This window comes from Amazonocrinis nigriterrae CENA67, assembly GCF_016056305.1.
In the GTDB taxonomy this organism is placed as follows: Bacteria; Cyanobacteriota; Cyanobacteriia; order Cyanobacteriales; family Nostocaceae; genus Amazonocrinis; species Amazonocrinis nigriterrae.
In genome coordinates this window covers 18,234-35,710 of sequence record NZ_JAECZC010000100.1, presented here as the reverse complement: position 1 = coordinate 35,710, position 17,477 = coordinate 18,234, and the positions used below count along the sequence as shown (strand labels likewise).

The 17,477-nt window shown below is 40.8% G+C and carries 12 protein-coding genes; 4 read left to right on the top strand and 8 right to left on the bottom strand.

Going from position 1 to position 17,477, the window contains the following annotated elements:
* Nucleotides 1-57: 57 nt before the first annotated feature.
* Entirely contained in the window at nucleotides 58-1,719 is a 1,662-nt protein-coding gene (locus I8748_RS31200) for an ABC transporter substrate-binding protein (RefSeq protein WP_198128358.1), read from the bottom strand.
* A gap of 338 nt (nucleotides 1,720-2,057) precedes the next feature.
* Here I8748_RS31200 and I8748_RS31195 point away from each other — a divergent pair, with 338 nt between their 5' ends.
* Nucleotides 2,058-2,381, top strand: coding sequence for a hypothetical protein (locus I8748_RS31195; RefSeq protein WP_198128357.1), 324 nt, complete (start codon nucleotides 2,058-2,060; stop codon nucleotides 2,379-2,381).
* 5 nt (nucleotides 2,382-2,386) lie between these two features.
* Here the strand turns inward: I8748_RS31195 and dhaK are convergent, their stop codons facing one another.
* Both dhaK and I8748_RS31185 read right to left on the bottom strand, forming a co-directional pair.
* Nucleotides 2,387-3,460 (bottom strand): dihydroxyacetone kinase subunit DhaK, encoded by a 1,074-nt coding sequence (gene dhaK / locus I8748_RS31190; protein WP_198128372.1) that lies wholly within the window; start codon nucleotides 3,458-3,460, stop codon nucleotides 2,387-2,389.
* A gap of 251 nt (nucleotides 3,461-3,711) precedes the next feature.
* A complete protein-coding gene (locus I8748_RS31185) occupies nucleotides 3,712-4,023 on the bottom strand; it encodes a cyanobactin maturation protease PatG family protein (protein WP_318781301.1) in 312 nt (103 codons plus the stop codon).
* A gap of 620 nt (nucleotides 4,024-4,643) precedes the next feature.
* Between I8748_RS31185 and I8748_RS31180 the strand changes: the two genes are divergently transcribed.
* Complete coding sequence (locus I8748_RS31180; protein ID WP_198128356.1) at nucleotides 4,644-6,122, top strand: CoA-acylating methylmalonate-semialdehyde dehydrogenase; 1,479 nt, start codon at nucleotides 4,644-4,646, stop codon at nucleotides 6,120-6,122.
* 276 nt (nucleotides 6,123-6,398) lie between these two features.
* Here the strand turns inward: I8748_RS31180 and I8748_RS31175 are convergent, their stop codons facing one another.
* Nucleotides 6,399-6,668 carry a DUF2087 domain-containing protein gene (locus tag I8748_RS31175; RefSeq protein WP_198128355.1) on the bottom strand — a complete coding sequence of 90 codons (270 nt, stop codon included), beginning with the start codon at nucleotides 6,666-6,668 and terminating at the stop codon, nucleotides 6,399-6,401.
* A 50-nt stretch (nucleotides 6,669-6,718) separates the two neighbouring features.
* Here I8748_RS31175 and I8748_RS31170 point away from each other — a divergent pair, with 50 nt between their 5' ends.
* Complete coding sequence (locus I8748_RS31170; protein WP_225896600.1) at nucleotides 6,719-8,503, top strand: ArnT family glycosyltransferase; 1,785 nt, start codon at nucleotides 6,719-6,721, stop codon at nucleotides 8,501-8,503.
* A gap of 77 nt (nucleotides 8,504-8,580) precedes the next feature.
* On the opposite strand, the gene I8748_RS31165 is transcribed toward I8748_RS31170, so the two are convergent.
* From I8748_RS31165 to I8748_RS31150, 4 genes are read right to left on the bottom strand one after another with little or no spacing between them, the layout of a single operon-like run.
* The gene (locus I8748_RS31165; protein ID WP_198128354.1) at nucleotides 8,581-9,159 is read right to left on the bottom strand and encodes a nucleotidyltransferase family protein; all 579 of its coding nucleotides are present in this window, start codon (nucleotides 9,157-9,159) and stop codon (nucleotides 8,581-8,583) included.
* Nucleotides 9,160-9,217: 58 nt separating this feature from the next.
* Nucleotides 9,218-10,189 carry an XdhC family protein gene (locus tag I8748_RS31160; RefSeq protein ID WP_198128353.1) on the bottom strand — a complete coding sequence of 324 codons (972 nt, stop codon included), beginning with the start codon at nucleotides 10,187-10,189 and terminating at the stop codon, nucleotides 9,218-9,220.
* 55 nt (nucleotides 10,190-10,244) lie between these two features.
* Complete coding sequence (locus tag I8748_RS31155; RefSeq protein ID WP_198128352.1) at nucleotides 10,245-12,866, bottom strand: molybdopterin-dependent oxidoreductase; 2,622 nt, start codon at nucleotides 12,864-12,866, stop codon at nucleotides 10,245-10,247.
* Between the two features lie 20 nt (nucleotides 12,867-12,886).
* A complete protein-coding gene (locus I8748_RS31150) occupies nucleotides 12,887-13,678 on the bottom strand; it encodes an FAD binding domain-containing protein (RefSeq protein ID WP_198128351.1) in 792 nt (263 codons plus the stop codon).
* A gap of 1,386 nt (nucleotides 13,679-15,064) precedes the next feature.
* On the opposite strand from I8748_RS31150, the gene I8748_RS31145 reads away from it, so the two are divergent.
* Entirely contained in the window at nucleotides 15,065-17,386 is a 2,322-nt protein-coding gene (locus I8748_RS31145; protein ID WP_198128350.1) for a GMC family oxidoreductase N-terminal domain-containing protein, read from the top strand.
* The last annotated feature ends 91 nt before the right edge of the window (nucleotides 17,387-17,477 follow it).

The window sequence follows — 17,477 nt, the reverse complement described above, 5'->3', positions numbered from 1 at the left end:
CAATTAGTAGCAAGTTATCTGGGTAAACCCGCCCGTACAGTCATCAGTCATTACTAACTACTTTTTAATTGTCTTGTACACCAAAATTTGAGTAGGATTAAGTTGCACATTGCTAACGCCTGTTTGGGCAAATACATAGTCTTTGTTTTGCCATAAAGGTACGTAAGGTACATCAGTAGCTACTTGTGCTTGAATGTCTGCAAAAATTTTCTTACGGGTTTCTGGGTTGATTTCTTGGCGTTGCTGATCTATTAGTTTATTGACGGTTTCATTATAATAAAATGAACCTTGACTTTGACTACCTCCATCTTCGCATCCTTTAGCTTCTGAGCCTTTTTCACAAGATAAAAATGGCTGCACGTAATTATCTGGATCTAAAAAGTCTGGATACCAATCAAGCATAGATGCTGGATATAAACCTCTGGTGATGTCTTTAAAGAAGGTTGGCGCTTCGACGGCGATGGTTTCAAATTGGATAAGGCCATCCATTTTAGTATCAGCTAGGGATTTAATTGTTTGTGCTGCTAAACTCCGGGTGGGTGAACTTGAAGGATACCAAAGTGAAATTTTTGCAGGATTTTCTTTTGAGAATCCAGCGGCTGTTAATAATTGTTTAGCTCGATCAAAGTTAGCATCACCATATTTATCTTTAAATAATGGCTGATAAACATTAAATGTAGTGGGAATCAGGCTGTAAAGTGGATCGGCTTGACCATATAACACTCGCTGCATAATCAAGGGACGGTCAATAATTGATGCGATCGCTCTTCGTACTTCTGGTTTATCTAAAGGCTTTTGATTGCGGTTCAATGCCATGTAACTTACTACACTACTCTGAGCGCTAATGGCTTGCAATTCCCCTTTTTTACCACTTTCTTCTAAACTGCGAATCTGGTCAGGTTCCATTGACAGGTAAGCGACATCCACAGCTTTGGTACGAAAGGCATTAAATAAGTTAACCGGACTAGTCTGAATTTGTAAGTTAATACCTTTGTTGACTGGTTTTTCTCCCCAATACTGATCAAAAACATCAAATCGTAATGAATCTGTGCCAAATTCTGCTAACTTGTAAGGGCCAGTTCCGACAAAGATATTTGGTTGAAATTTCCCCGCACCAATTTCGTAAGCTTTGGGTGAAACTGCACATATCCCAGGAAACGCCAACAATGAAGGAAATGCTGCAAAGGGTTTTTTTAACTTAATGGTTAATTCATTTTCGCCTGTAGCTGTGACTGTATCTACTATATCGGTTAGTAAAAAAGAAGATTTACCTTTATTTTCAATAAAGCGTTTAATACTAAACTCCATTGCTTTAGCGTTAAAAGGAGTACCATCGTGAAAAACTACTCCGCTACGTAAAGGGATGGTGTAAGTTAAACGATCTTGACTGACTTTAGGTAATGCAGTTGCCAATTCTGGTTTAATTTCTGTGCTACCTGGTTCGTAGCTGTACAGGCGATCGCTCATATTAAATACTAAACCCAAGGATGCCAATTCATAAGCATCAGCCGGATCAAGAGTTCTTGGCTTAGTTGTTGTCCCTACAGTAATGCGACCATCACCGGAAGCACTGGGACTCAGTGTTGCGGTAGTTCCTGCGGTGCCAGGAGGATTTCCACTCGGCTTGCAACTGATGACTAACAACAAACACAGAGAAAATAAAGATAGGAATTGTGTAATCCGACCCCAGCGTCTTGCAAATTGGGAAAACCAAATCATATAATTGAGGTTTTTTTAAATCAGCGGTCAGTCATCATACTACATATTTGGCTCCAATGCCTCCAGTACGCAATTTTTTACAAAAGTTTCGTAGGGTGCGTTACGCCGCAGGCTAACGCACCCTACTGTCCCCAGTCCCCAGTCCCCACAATCAAAAACTTTATTAATTAATTAAGATTTTAAACTTCGTGGCAAATTGCCGTAAATTTTTACTTGTAAGGGAAATAATTTTATGAAATAGCTTCGATAGGTGAGTAGTTGACATTAAAACCTAGCCTGTTGCTAGATAATCTTAAGGTTGCAGCAGCAGGTTCAAACTCTAAAACCGAGAGACTAAAATGAAATATTTCTTTCTTTCTGAAGGATGGACTGTTGGCAGAGTGTGGGCTTCTGAAGGATTATGGCAGATCACCGCATGGCGACGCCAACCAGATATTCAGCGAATGAATATCTGTTTAGTGGAAAAAAATGAATTGCTATGGCTTTATCGAGTTGAAGAAGTCATTTTAACTGTGGAAGTCAAACCCACATCAGCAGTCGTAAATACTACAATTGGTCAAGTAGTTTTAAAACGTCTGATGAGTGCTGAACAAGTAATTGAACGTTTAGGTACAGCTGAGGCGAAGTGTCAGTTACAAAATTTGGAAACAGTGTTTCAGTGATCAGATCAATGTCCCCAAGATAAACTTGCTGTTTTCACCGATGCATCCCATAGCTGAATCATTTCGTCATCTAACTTGAGTAAGGTTATAGAACACCCTTGCATTTCTAAAGAAGTGATGTAAGAACCAATCAAATTTCGCACAATTTGCAGTCCTTGCTGTTCACAGATTTGAGCTAGTTGGCGATAAACAAGATACAGTTCTGAAATAGGAGTACCACCCATACCATTTACGAAAGCTAGCACGCGATCGCCTGTTTTCAAGGGTGGGTCTACCAGTTCTACGTCTAACCATTCTCCCTGATTTTCATCCCACTCCCTCACCACACGCCTATAGGGTGCATCATTAATTATTGTTGTCGCTAAAATTTCAGTAATCTCATTTACTGCCTTGGTGGCAATTCTTTCTCTACCTGGTTCGCCGTGAATACCGATGCCTATTTCTAGTTCCTGATCGTTTAAAGAAAATGTCGGCGTTCCTGTGGCTGGCACTGTGCAAGAGGTGAGGGCAATTCCCATACTCCGCCCATGCAAATTTACCCGTCGGCACAAATTAGCTATTTGTGCTAAATCATACCCAGCTTCAGCCGCCGCACCACAAATTTTCTCAGCTAATACTGTGGTTCCCACACCCCGCCGTCCTTGGGTATAAAGGCTATCCTTCACAGCGACATCATCATCAATCAAAATATTCAATACGCGGATACCTTCACTACGGGCTAACTCCGTCGCCATCTCAAAGTTCATCACATCGCCGCTGTAATTCTTGACGATATAAAGGATACCAGCACCACCATCTACTTGCTTTGCTGCTGCTAACATTTGGTCAGGGGTCGGTGAAGTAAAAACCTCTCCTGGACAAGCAGCATCTAGCATACCTTTCCCCACAAATCCGGCGTGCATGGGTTCGTGTCCACTGCCACCACCAGAAATAATTGCTACTTTACCCTGCACAGGTGCATCAGCTCGATAGACAAAAGTCGGCTGATAATTCACTTTAATTAAATCACCATGAGCTATTGCCATTCCTTCTAGACTTTCCCGTACAAAGTCTTCCGGCTTGTTGATTAACTTTTTCATCATTCGTAATTCATACACCTAGATACATTTTCCTTCATCCGTGCGATCGCAATTTTTTTTGTCTAACTCAACATTAATGTTTTGATGTATCAACACATTAATGACTATAATTATAGACATAACAAAGGCGACCGCCCTGGTTCCTGCAACCAACCGACAACCCAGATGAAGTGATGAGCATTTTACGCAGATATATCAGAGTGCAGTAGAGTTGCGATCGCTATAAAAAACCCCAGTCACTTGGGGTTTTGCTAATGTATATCTAATAACATGTTCGCTTGCAAAGCATTAGTTGCAGCAAAATTTAAAGCTCTATCTTTACAAGTTTGTCCCAAATTCTGCAAATCATAGTATACTCTTTGCAAGAAACTACTCAGAGATCTTCGCAACCTGATTTCGTCAGCGCTTGCTTGTTGAAAACTCAAAGTTTCCACAGCTACACTCACCAGGCTGTTAACCTTCCAACCATACATCCCTCGAATATTTGGTAATGTCACCACCGGCACGACTTGCCCAGAAAACAACTCAACAGTTCTGTCAGTTAACTGTCCGGGGAAACTCACCCGTCCAATATAGTCTTCACTGTCTTGGGGTTGTACCTATCCGGCTAATATTAGCTGCAAAGTTTCGTAGACATCGCCAGCAAATGCACCTTTGGGATCGATGGCGTAAATGGGAGTAATATCATGTCCGCTTAAACACTTATGATATCTGTAGAGGTCGGTAATTGGGAATTGGGAATTGGTAATTGGGAATTGGGAATTGGTAATTGGTGAGCCAGCGCGGTCTTGGGGGTTTCCCCCATGAGCGACTGGCGAACCCGAAGGGTAATTGGTAATTGGTAATTGGTAATTGGTAATTGGTAATTAGATTCTACTATTAGTCATCACATCTCACCCATTACCTATTATCTATTACCAGGCAAAGCGACTATATCGTAAGTAATTAACCGGACTTGATATTATTTGCAGGCGAGTGTTTGATGCGTCTTCGCTCAAATTCATGCCAGTTTGACGCTACTTGCTACCCTGCGGGAAGCCGCGCAAAGCGCGTCTACAACGGGGAGAACCCCTGTTCTTTTTTAATCTATTTGTTTACATTTCTTTAGAGACGGCATCTAATGTGTGTTTGTCGCTGTATCAATATAGATGCATCTATATTCTGCAAATCCAACGCCGCCTTTATGAATACAATTCCTATTTTACCCAACTATATTAATGGTCAGTGGTGTGCATCACAAACTACAGAATATTTAGAAGTTATCAACCCAGCCACCGCAGAATTATTAGCTAAAGTTCCCTCTTCACCTGCATTTGAGGTCAATCAAGCGGTAGAAGCCGCAGCAGCAGCTTTTGTTACATGGCGACGCACTCCGCCCACGGAGCGATCGCAGTATTTATTTAAACTCAAGAATTTGCTAGAAGAACATTTTGAAGATTTAGCCCGCACGATTACCATCGAATGTGGTAAAACCTTGGCTGAGTCAAAAGGTGAAATGCGTCGCGCTATTGAAAACGTCGAAGTCGCCTGTGGTATTCCCATGATGATGCAGGGAACTAACTTAGAAGATATTGCTAGGGGAATTGATGAAATGATGATTCGTCAACCTTTAGGAGTGGCAGCGGTGATTTGTCCATTTAATTTTCCGGGAATGATTCCCTTTTGGTTTTTACCCTATGCGATCGCTTGCGGTAATACTTACATTGTCAAGCCTTCGGAAAAGGTACCGTTGACGATGCAAAAAATCTTTGAGTTGCTAGAAAAAACAGGTTTACCCAAAGGAGTTGTCAACTTAGTCAACGGTGCAAAAGCGGCTGTAGATGCAATTTTAGATCATCCCCAAATTCGCGCAATTAGTTTTGTAGGTTCCACCCCGGTAGCTAAATACATATATAGTCGGGGGGCAGCAAATGGTAAACGGGTACAATGTCAAGGGGGCGCGAAAAATCCGATTATAGTCTTGCCAGATGCAGATATAGAAATGACTACCCGCATCGCTGCTGATAGTGCTTTTGGTTGTGCGGGACAGCGCTGTTTAGCCGCCTCAATTGCCGTTACTGTCGGTGCAGCACGTCATACATTTACAGAAGCGATCGCCGAAACTGCCAAAAAACGGGTAGTGGGTAATGGTTTAGACCAAGGTGTAGAAATGGGGCCAGTAATTACCGCTCTTAGTAAAACCCGAATTGAGGGATTAATTCAAAAAGGGGCAGATGAAGGTGCAAACCTTTTAGTAGATGGGCGATTTGCAAATATTACTAGTTATGAAAATGGTAATTTTATTCGTCCCACAATCTTGCAAAACGTCGATCCAACAGGAGAAATTGCCCGGACAGAAATTTTTGGGCCAGTGTTGAGTTTGATACATTTGGATAGTATTGATGATGCGATCGCTTTAGTAAATAGCGGTCAATATGGCAATATGGCTTGTTTGTTCACTAGTAGCGGTGCAGCAGCTCGTAAATTTCGCTACGAAGCCGAAGCAGGTAATATAGGTATTAACATTGGCGTTGCTGCACCTATGGCATTTTTTCCATTTAGCGGTTGGAAAGAAAGCTTTTTTGGCGACTTGCACGGACAAAGCAACCACGCAGTAGAGTTTTTTACTCAAACTAAAGTTGTAGTTGAACGCTGGCCGAGTGATTGGTCGCGGCAATTTTGACCAAAACTTGGGTGTTGGGTGTTGGGTGTTGGGTGTTGGAGGGATGAGGGGGATGAGGGAGATGAGGGAGATGAGGGGGAGAATAACTAAACTAATAGTTCACCAACCCAAATTTGCCAGGTGGAGGCAGGCAAAGGAGCAAGGGAGCAGGGGAGCAGAGGAGAGGCTTATACAAGTTCTTTCCCCTCTGCCCCTCTGCCCCTCTGCACCTCTGCTGACCACAACACAAAATTCCCTTGGCAGACTACTAATTCCCAATTCCCAATTCCCAATTCCCTACTTCCAATAGGCAGAACCATCACGTTTTCTGTTAATCAATCCTTTTTCAAACATTTCTCTTCGCAACATGGCGGGGTCACAGAAGGTATGATGATGATTTAAAAGTGCGTTGACTTCTTTTTCTGTATAGATGACACCAACCTCAAACTTTGTCGCTAGGTACTCCAAAACTAGCTTTTGGAACTTTCCTTTATTTCGCTTAGAGGGCCATTCTTTGATGCGTCCTTGTTCATCTAGATACCTTTCGAGTTCAGTTAAATAATTCATGGTTTTGCTATTCAAGTTACTTTTTATAATCAGGGGAGAAATTCGAGTCAATGCAAATAATTCAGAAATGGTTGGCTCGAAAAACTCATCAATCAGTACTTTTTTTGCTGGTTGGGGGACTACTATTTCGAGCCATAATTGCTTTCTTTTCTTACCCCACTTTTGATGAAGCTTATTACTATCTTTACAGCCTGCATCTTGATTGGAGTTATTTCGATCATCCTCTGCTAGTGGCGCTGACAACTGGTTTTGGGCCGTGGGTAACTGGAGTTGTATCCCAATTCACGATTCGCTTAGGAGCGCTGATTTTACATACAGGCAGTTTGCTGTTATTGTATTTGGCTAGCAAGAGACTATTTTCTGCTAAGGCTGCCAATTTGACATTAGCGATCGCCACCATCTGTCCAATTTTTCAAATTGGCTTTGGTGTCCTCAGTCTACCCGACAGTCCACTAATGTTTTTTTGGTCGGCAAGTTTATATTGTGCAATTGATGAGTTTTTTCGCCAACCAAGTAATCAAAATCACAGTCTATTGCAGGATCAATCTTGCTCATCTAATACCCATTTCCCAAAAGATATCACATTTATAAATGACGAACTTAACCAATTAAAATCCCCCTCATCCCCCTCATCTCCCTCATCCCATCTCCTAACTTTAAATAAAACTCAGTATGACTCATACACCCCTAGTTACCGTTTAGCATTGCTTGGTATCTTAGTTGGATTAGCCTGTCTCAGTAAATATCACGGTTTCGTTTTAGGTCTGGGGTTAATTGGGTTTTGTTTAACAAGTCCACGCCATCGTTGTGTTTGGCGTTCTCCTTGGGCATGGCTGGCGTTAGGCTTATTTATCATTACTATCTCGCCAATTTTGTTGTGGAACATTCAGCATGATTGGGTATCCTTTCGTTTTCAATCAGAGCGAGCGGTGCCCAAGAGTGGCTACAATTTGTTGAATGTAGTACTGGTTTGTTTGGCTGGAGTAGCTTACCTGTTCCCAACTATAGGATTACCGCTTTGGTGGCTAAGTTTGCGATCGCTCTTCAGTCGAGTTATTCAATTTTTCTCTCGGCAATCACGAGTTTATAATGAAAACTCAGACACAACAAAGCTACTGATTTTATGGGTATCACTGCCCATAATTTTCGGTTTTACTTTCATCGGAGGATATCGGCAAATTTTGCCGGCTTGGTCTATGCCAGGCTTTTGGGGTATAACTTTGCTTTTAGGGCAACAAGCTGTGACTTGGCAAAAGCGATCGCGGCGTTGGGTGCGACGATGGCTGATAGGTTCGGGAATTATGATTAGTAGCATTTTACTCATTCTTCTGTTGCAAGTCACAGCAGGAATAGTGCAAAAGCCTGGTCAATATGCCCTCATGGGTGGTTTCTTACCTCCCAAAGACGACCCCTCAACCGAACTAATTGATATTCAACAACTACGGCGCGGCTTTGGTGAATCTCCGGTTTTGAGTGCGGCGTTAGAGAAATCTAGCTTTATATTTACAAATCGCTATTACTTAGGTGGGCCCATTGCCATGGCCCTAAAACCTCTAACTAACACACCAATTACTTGCTTTGATATTGGCAAGGATATGCGTGGCTTTGCTTTTTGGTCAAAACCTGAACAATGGCTAGGAGAAGACGCACTCTATATTACTACTGCACCGTTTATTAGCAGAAATGACTTAATGGCTAGTTATCAAAGCCACTTTAGCAGCCTGATAGAGATTGGTACAGTACCAATTCAACGAGGTGGGGTGGTGATTAATGTGATTCATGTCTATCAAGCTAAAAAACTCCTCAAGCCTTATCCTCGGTCTTACGGAATTTAATTTGCACAACAAATGAAAACTCTTTGTGTCTTTGTGGTTTAAGATTTTTAACCACAAAGGCACTAAGCCACAAAGTATTATATTGAATATTTTTGATAAATTTCTGGTGTGTTGATGTCTAGTAATACATCTGGATTTTGAAATTCTACTTTGTGAATTAGAGGATAAAAGTCTTTAATAATTTGGCGTAAACCCAAAGTTTCTTCACGAATATTTACTAGGTGCGATCGCATGTCATTTGCAAATAACAATGGATGCCCTATTTTACCTTGATGGGTCGGTGCAGTAATCAAGGCTGAAGTTTCTTCATGTGCTTGTAATAGTTGTTGGTAAATATTTAATTCTCTTGGTTGATCAATTGCGGAAATAGCTAATATTTCAAAGTCTGGAGGTGTTTGATTTAATCCAGCTAGTAAAGACGAGGTTTTGCCTGTAGAGGTGTGAGGATTAATAACTACTAAACTGCCGATAGGACAATCTTTTTGTCTGTGGCTATTATGAGAACCCAATACTACTAAAGGTGTAAAACCTAAGTTTAACCACTGTTCCAACTGATAAGTTAATAATGTTTTACCTTCCCGCCAAAGTAGGGAACTTTTACAAGTACCCATACGAGTAGATGCACCTGCGGCAAGGATAATAGTAAAATATGCCATTTTCTAGTTTCTCTCTGCGTCTTTGCGTCTGGTGCGTGGTCAAAATTCATAATTTTACTCAGCTTGATATTTTCGCAGATAATGAAACCCCAGTTCCACCACGCATAACTTTAATTAATTCCGCACAAATACTAACCGCAATTTCCTCTGGTGCTAAAGCACCAATATCTAAACCAATTGGTGCATATATTCTTTGCCAAAATTCTGGTAATTTACCCTTTGTCTGCAACATTTGGTAAACAGTATTAACTCGTTTTTGACTGCCAACCATGCCAATATATTGTGTTTGTAGATGACACAAAATTTCTAAAGCTTCTAGATCTTGGGTATAACCCCTAGTTACCAAAGCAACGTATAAATTAGGAATATTTTGTAATATTTCTTGAATTGAGGCTATGGGTTGTGCTAACACTAAAGCTGCTTGGGGAAATCGCTCTTTTGTGGCAAATTCGGGGCGATCGTCTTGTACAATAGTTTTAAAACCTGCTATTTTCGCAATCTGTGCTAGGGGAATAGCAATATGTCCAGCACCAATAATTAATAGTGTGGGTGGCGGTAGTAAGGGTTCTACTAAAGCATGATTTTTCACCAGTGGTAAATTTGGGATATCTGTTGTTTCTAAATAAGGTTTTTTGCCTGGATGAAATGGGGTGACAATGGCAAGCGATCGCCCTAATGTTAAGATATCTATAATTTGATTGACTAAATCCAAGCTTTCACTACCTAACCATAACTCTAACCATATCAGCATTGTGCCACCACAAATGCCTTGGGTTTCTCGTTGCGGTGTACCTGATAAATCAATTTCTACAAATTGTTTTTCACCTGTGTGCAATATTTGTAAGGCTTGCTGATAAACTTTTGCTTCTGTTGCACCACCGCCAATTGTACCGTGGGTTTTTCCATCGGCACGAATGAACATTTTCGCGCCTACTTCTCTCGGTACGGAACCTTTGGTACTGGTGACGGTGGCTAAAACTACGACGCCTTGATTTAAGGCTGTTGCTAGTTGTTGGTAGAAGTCAAGCATTTAATAACGAACCGCCAAGACGCGGAGGACGCAGAGAAATGAGAGGGTGAGAAGGTTATGTGAAATGTTTAATCTTTAATTCTTGAAAAACTCTTTCGGGTGTCATGGGGAGTTGGTATAATCTGCATCCTGTGGCATGAGCGATCGCGTTGGCTATGGCTGGCGCTGTACAATTGGTGGTGATTTCTCCTACTCCTTTTGCACCAAATGGGCCGTAGGGGTCTGATTGTTCTACTAAAATTACTTCTATTGATGGGATGTCTGCTGCTGTGGGGATGCGATAATCGCGTAATTTAGGGTTAATAATTGTTCCTTGTTTGTCAAATAATAATTTTTCCATCAACGCATAGCCTATCCCCATTGCGATACCACCTGTTACTTGTCCGTGACAAATTCGCGGATTTATTGCTTTGCCTAAATCAATTGCTTGGACACATTTTAAAATCTGAGTTTTACCTGTTTCTATATCAATTTCGACTTCTACACCTTGAACTGCAAAGGTTAATGTTGATTCATCTGCTGTATAGGAAATTTCTACGCTATTTTCGTTGGTGGTAAGGAGTTTTTCGGCTGCTAGTTTAACAGCTTGTCCAGAAATGTAAACTGTAGCGGAAGCATAAGAACCTGCATCAAAGGGTGTTTGTTGGGTGTCGCCGGAGATAATATTAATATCTGCAACTGTTACGCCTAAAATTTCTGCTGCTATTTGTCGTAATGTTGTATCTGAACCTGTGCCAACATCTACTGAACCAGTTCTTAATTCATATTTATTATTAGGTAAGCGTGATAATTTCACTTTGGCAAGATGGATTTTAGATAAACCACTACCTTGCATAGAAATAGCAAAACCTACACCACAACGACGAGAACCTTCTACTTTTGCTGGTGTACCGGGAAGGTAGCCAAGAAGTTGTTTAACTTTTTCCCAACATTCTGAAACAGCGTAGCTGCCAATTAAGTTAAAGTGGTCTTCAGATTTACCTAAATTAATTATATCTCCTGGTTGAATGACGTTTTTTAAACGCATTTCTATCGGGTCGATATTAAGCTGTTTGGCAATCTCATCGATTTGGCTTTCCATTGCAAATGTACCTTGTGTTGCACCATAGCCGCGAAATGCACCGGCTGGCATTGTGTTAGTATAAACTGCAAAAGCCTGTAATCTTTTATTTGGACAACGATATAAACCTAAAGGTATGTATCCTGATAGAAATACTACGGTTTGCCCATGATTGCCATAAGCGCCTGTGTTGGCAATTATTGTCATGTCTTGGGCAATTAATAAACCATCTTTTTTGACACCACTTTTAAGGTGAATTGTCATAGCATGACGGCTATTAGTGGCAGTAAATTCTTCTTTTCTGCTAAATTCCCACTGTACAGGTTTGCCTGTACGTAGGGTTGCTAACACACATAAATCTTCTGATAAGATTTCTTGTTTGTTGCCAAATCCACCACCAAGTTGTGCTTTATAAACTCGAATCTTTTCTTTAGGTAAATTGAAAAGTTTTGCTAGTAAAGTTTGACAGTGAAATGGTACTTGAGTACTGGAACGCACAACTAATGTACCGTCTGGTTCTAGCCAACTAATAGTGATATGTGGTTCTAGGTGGACGTGTTGAACTGCTGGTAAATAATAGGTATTTTTGACAATTAAATCGGCTTCAGCAAATGCTTGTGCTAAATTGCCAGTTTCCTGAAAGATGTGTCCGGCGATGTTGCGATCGCGATCATAAATTTGTGATGATTCTAATTCATCGTGAATTACAACCCCGCAATCGTTCATTGCTTGTATGGGGTCGATAACGTGGGGTAAAATTTCGTAATCAACAGTAATTAATTGACAAGCTTGTTCGGCAATAGCGGGTGACTCTGCAACTACAGCCGCCACGCGATCGCCTACAAACCGTACTTTATTATCTAGTAAGTAATGATCTAACGGATCGGGTACTGGTTCGGCATGACCGGCGGTGGTGTAAGCTATTCTGGGTACATCTTCGTGGGTAAAAATGGCAACTACACCAGGAATTGCTTTGGCTGTTTCGGTGTGAATTTTGCGAATACGGGCATGGGGATGAGGCGATCGCACTACTTTTAGATGTAATAATCCAGGTGGTGAAATATCTCCTGTATAAGATGCTTTACCAGTTACAATTGCTACACCGTCTTGTTTAGGAATGTTTTCTCCAACTGAGTGATGACTGTTGACTGATGACTGTTGACTATTGACTATTGACTGTTGACTATTAACTATTGACTCTTGAATTGCTTGATAACCAGTGCAGCGACAGAGGTTTCCTTTTAAAGTGAAGCGAAGTTCTTCTTGTAATAATTCAGGTATTTTTGCCGCACTCATAATCATACCGGGAGTGCAGAAACCACATTGAAAACCTTGTGCTTGTAAAAAAGCTTGCTGTATGGGTGCAAGTTCGCCATCACTAGAAAGTCCTTCAATGGTGGTTACTGATTCATTAGCAATTCGCATTGCAGGATAAATACAACTATGAACTGGTGTATCATTTACCCAAACTGTACAAGCACCACAATCACCAGTTTCACAAACACGATGAACCCCAAACCAACCCAACTGACGTAATAAACTCAAAAGGCTAGTTCCAGGATGACAAGTTACGCTACAAGATTGGTGATTAACTGTAAATTGTAACTCTTCCAGCATTTTTAATTTTTAACTTTTAATTATTGTAGCGATCGCTTGATTAAAAGTGCCGTTATCTCGCGGCGATAATCTGCACTTGCTTTAGCATCGACAATGAAATTTTCATTCTCCAGAGATGTAATTAATTGCCTTTGTGCTGTTTCTATATTTTCACATTCCAGTAGGCGAGGTGCAGCAACACTTGCACCAATTACACAACGCACTTGTTGATCATTCTTAGCAAGCACCACAATTACCAAAGCTGAATCAGTTGTTGCTAAACTAAAATGTTGATAATTAATTTTCCATTTTAAATGAGATAACGGAATTAAAATGCGTCTCAAGATTTCTCCTGGCTGCAAAATTGTTGCTTTGAAACCGATTTGAAAATCTTTTGCCGCAACAATTCGAGATTCTCCCTTTAAATTCCAAATTTCATAACTTGCATCTAATGCCACCATTAACGGTGCTAAAGTTCCCACAGACAAGGCAAGACAAATATTTCCTCCTACCGTGGCCATATTAATTACTTTAAACGAAGCTGCCAGTGTAGCGATCGCACTTTTAAACCCTGCAACTGCTGTCCATTCCTCTAACCAAGGATATTCCAATAACTTAATTAACGGACAAGTCGCACCAATTATTAAATGGTCTGCTTTCACCTCAATTTCAGACCAACCTAATTTTTGCATGTCAACCAATACCTTTAGATGCGGCTGTGGTTCGGAAAATAGCCAAGTACCACCAGCTAACCAAGCCCAACCTTCACCCCAATTTGCGATCGCTTGAATTTGATTAGGACGTAAGTAAGTTTCAATATTTGGCAAATCCATGAATTTACCTAGATATTTTCTAGGAGATATCGCAATTATAAAACATTTTTGATTAATAATAGCCTCTACTTCTTATACTATTTTATATACGAAATTTTGCTTGATTGACACCAGGTTAATTATTAATTGCTCAGATAGCATTTAGCTTTGTGTAAATTATATAGGTGTTTCCACAAAAATCAATAGGCTTTGGCAACGAAAAAGATAGTTGTTATAAGTGCGTAAATTACTCATTTGAGAAAAGATCCAAGCATATCAAAAAAGCAATATGCCGTTTGCTTGCGTGATCTACCAAAATGAGTGCGTGATCTACCGAAATGAGAAAGCAATCAAGCATTTTGAGTAAGCAATCAGGCATTTTGCCTGCGTGATCTACCAAAATGAGTGCGTGATCTACTGAAATGAGAAAGCAATCAAGCATTTTGAGTAAGCAATCAGGCATTTTGCTTGCGTGATCTACCAAAATGAGAAAGCAATCAGGCATTTTGAGAAGGCAATCAAGCATTTTGAGAAGGCAATTCAGTATTTTGCGTAAGCAATCAGGTATTTTGCTTATTCAAATCAACATAATCAAAATTATAAGAATCCAATTTGATTTATGAAAAAATTTAGGTAGATGTAGAGTGTGTTATCGCGTAGCGTAACGCACCTTACTGGCGTGTCAAGGCTAAAGTTGTGCATTAGAAAACTCTTGTGGTGTGGGCTTCTAGCCTGCACCGGATGAGATTAGCTTCAAAATAGTCAAAAGTGTGAATAATTGGCAATAAAAATTTACTATTTTAAACCCCAAAACACTAAATGCGGTGTTACGCTGATGTTTTCAATCCCACATAACATTTCCAATATGTAAAATCAAAATTTACTTGTCTTCTCAATTGCTACTAACTCTCTTGTAAGGTTTGTTCAATTTAGTAGAGAAAGTAAAAAAATGTAAATTTAGTTGTAAATTTACATAAAATATATCATCTACTCCGATAACTCTAAAAAGGCGTTTGTTTAAGTTTCTTTAATATCATTTTGTAACTGCCCAATTTCCCACTAAGAAATTTATTTCTTGGCTGGTAGCCTATTAACTGCACGCTTGATGAACTAAAACTATTATTATCCGGGGCTGCTTTACAACACGGCTGCCTTCGGCTTAGTGTCCTAGTGGAAAAAATTAAAGAACCACGAAAGACACTATGACACAAAGAGTTTTATTCGTTCTAGTGTCGCAATTAATGACGACTTGCGGAATTGCTTTTACCACTGTTGGAGTACTACAACAGTAGTCTGGGAAAAGTTTACTTGATGTAATCAAAAACTTTGTTTCATTCAGGTTTGGCTATCATCTGGAATGCAGATGAAGAGTATGTTTCTACCTCCAGAATTTAAAAGGATTGCTATATGACTCGTTTATCAAGCCCTATTGAAAACATCAAAAGTCACTATCAGGTTGTAGTTGTTGGTTCTGGTTATGGTGGTGGTATCGCGGCTTCGCGCCTAGCGCGTGCTGGACAGCAGGTTTGTGTATTAGAACGAGGCAAAGAATTTCAACCAGGTGAATACCCAAATACAGATGTAAACGCCGTAGGTGAGATCCAAGTAGACTTACCTAATAAACGCATTGGTTCACGCACGGGCTTGTATGATTTTCGTGTAAATAAAGATATTAATGTTTTCCTTGGTTGCGGGTTGGGTGGCACATCATTAGTTAATGCCAATGTGTCATTACAAGCTGAACCTCGTGTTTTTGAAGATCCGCGCTGGCCTCAAGAATTGCGTAACGATGTTAATACTTTATTGGCACAAGGATATCGGCGTGCTGAAGAAATGCTCAAACCCAACCCTTATCCTCAAGACTTACCAGCTTTGCCAAAATTACAGGCATTAGAAAAGTCTTCTAAATACTTAAATGAAAAATTTTATCGCCCACCCATCAATGTGACATTTGAAGATGGAGTGAATCATGTAGGGGTAGAACAAAAGAAATGTAACTTCTGCGGCGATTGTGTATCAGGTTGTAACCACGGTGCAAAAAATACCACTTTGATGAATTATCTGCCTGATGCCAAAAACCACGGTGCAGAAATTTATACCCAAGTTTCTGTACGGAAAGTTGAACGCCAAGGGGAAAAGTGGTTAGTTCACTTTCAATTGCTCAACTCTGGACAGCAGATATTTGATGCCCCCACAATGTTTGTCAGTGCCGATATTGTAGTTATAGCTGCTGGTACTCTTGGTTCTACGGAAATTTTACTGCGTTCTCAACAATCAGGTTTGCCTTTGTCTAACAAGCTGGGACACAACTTTACTGGTAATGGTGATGTGTTGGCTTTTGCTTACAACACCGACCAAGTAATTAACGGTATAGGCTTTGGCAACCGTACAGGTACACAGCAACCAGTCGGCCCTTGCATCACCGGCATTATCGATATGCGCGAACAACCACAGCTAGATAATGGCATGGTAATCGAAGAAGGCTCAATTCCTGGTGCCCTCGCTCCCTTCTTACCGTCAGCCTTTGCTACTGCTGGTAAACTACTGGGTAAAGATACCGATGAAGGTTGGGGCGATCGCATCAAAGAAAAAATCCGCGAAACCCAAAGTTTAACTCAAGGTGCTTACACTGGTGCAGTCCGCAACACCCAGACCTATCTAGTGATGACCCACGATGATGCAGCCGGAGAAATGTATTTAGAAGATGACCGTCTCCGCATTCGTTGGGAAAACGTCGGCAAACAACCAATCTTCCAGCGCGTCAATGATCGCTTAGAAGAAGCCACACGTCCTTTAGGTGGTACACAAATACCTAACCCCATTTGGAGTGATGTATTTGGCCATGATTTAGTTACTGTCCATCCTCTAGGCGGCTGCATCCTCGCCGAAGACGCTGAACACGGTGTTGTCAACCACAAAGGACAAGTCTTTTCTAGCAACCAAGGTACAGCAGCTTATGAAAATTTGTATGTTGCTGATGGTTCAGTAATGCCTCGTACCTTGGGCGTAAATCCATTACTCACAATTTGTGCCGTAGCTGAACGCTGCTGCACCCTCATCGCCAAAGACCACGGTTGGACAATTAACTACGATTTACCTTCAGTACCGCCAAAAACCCCAGCTGAACCGCTCAAAGTGGGAATTCAATTCACCGAAACCATGCGCGGTTACTTTTCCACTCAAGTTAAAGACGACTACAAACGTGGACTAGAACAAGGTAAAAAAGACAACACACCTCTGCAATTTACTTTGACAATAGTGTCTGATGACTTGGAACAGCTGCTTAACGAACCTGACCATGTAGCCAAAATAGTTGGTACCGTTACAGCCCCTAGCCTTGCAAAGGAACCCCTAACCGTCACCAATGGCGAGTTTAATTTGTTTGTTGTGGAACAAGGTCAAGCCAAAAGCAGACAAATGCGCTATCAAATGCACATGACCAGCAAAGCAGGGGAAAAATACTACTTTGAGGGCTTTAAAGAAATTCATGATGAAAAAGGCTTTGATTTATGGCCTGACACCACCACACTTTACATCACCATTTACACTGGCGAAAGTAAAGACGGTGCTGTTGTAGGTAAAGGCATTCTCAAAATTCAGCCTACAGATTTTATCAAGCAAATGACTACCCTTAAAGTCACAAATGCCGTTAGTCCCGCAGAACGCCTAGAAGCAATAGATCGCTTCAGTCGCTTCTTTGTCGGCAGTTTGTCTGATGTTTACTTTTAATAATGCCTGTTTAGCATAGTTTTGCGTGAAGAATGTCAGTTGTCAGTTGTCAGTTGTCAGTTGTGGATTTTTACCACTGACCACTGACTAC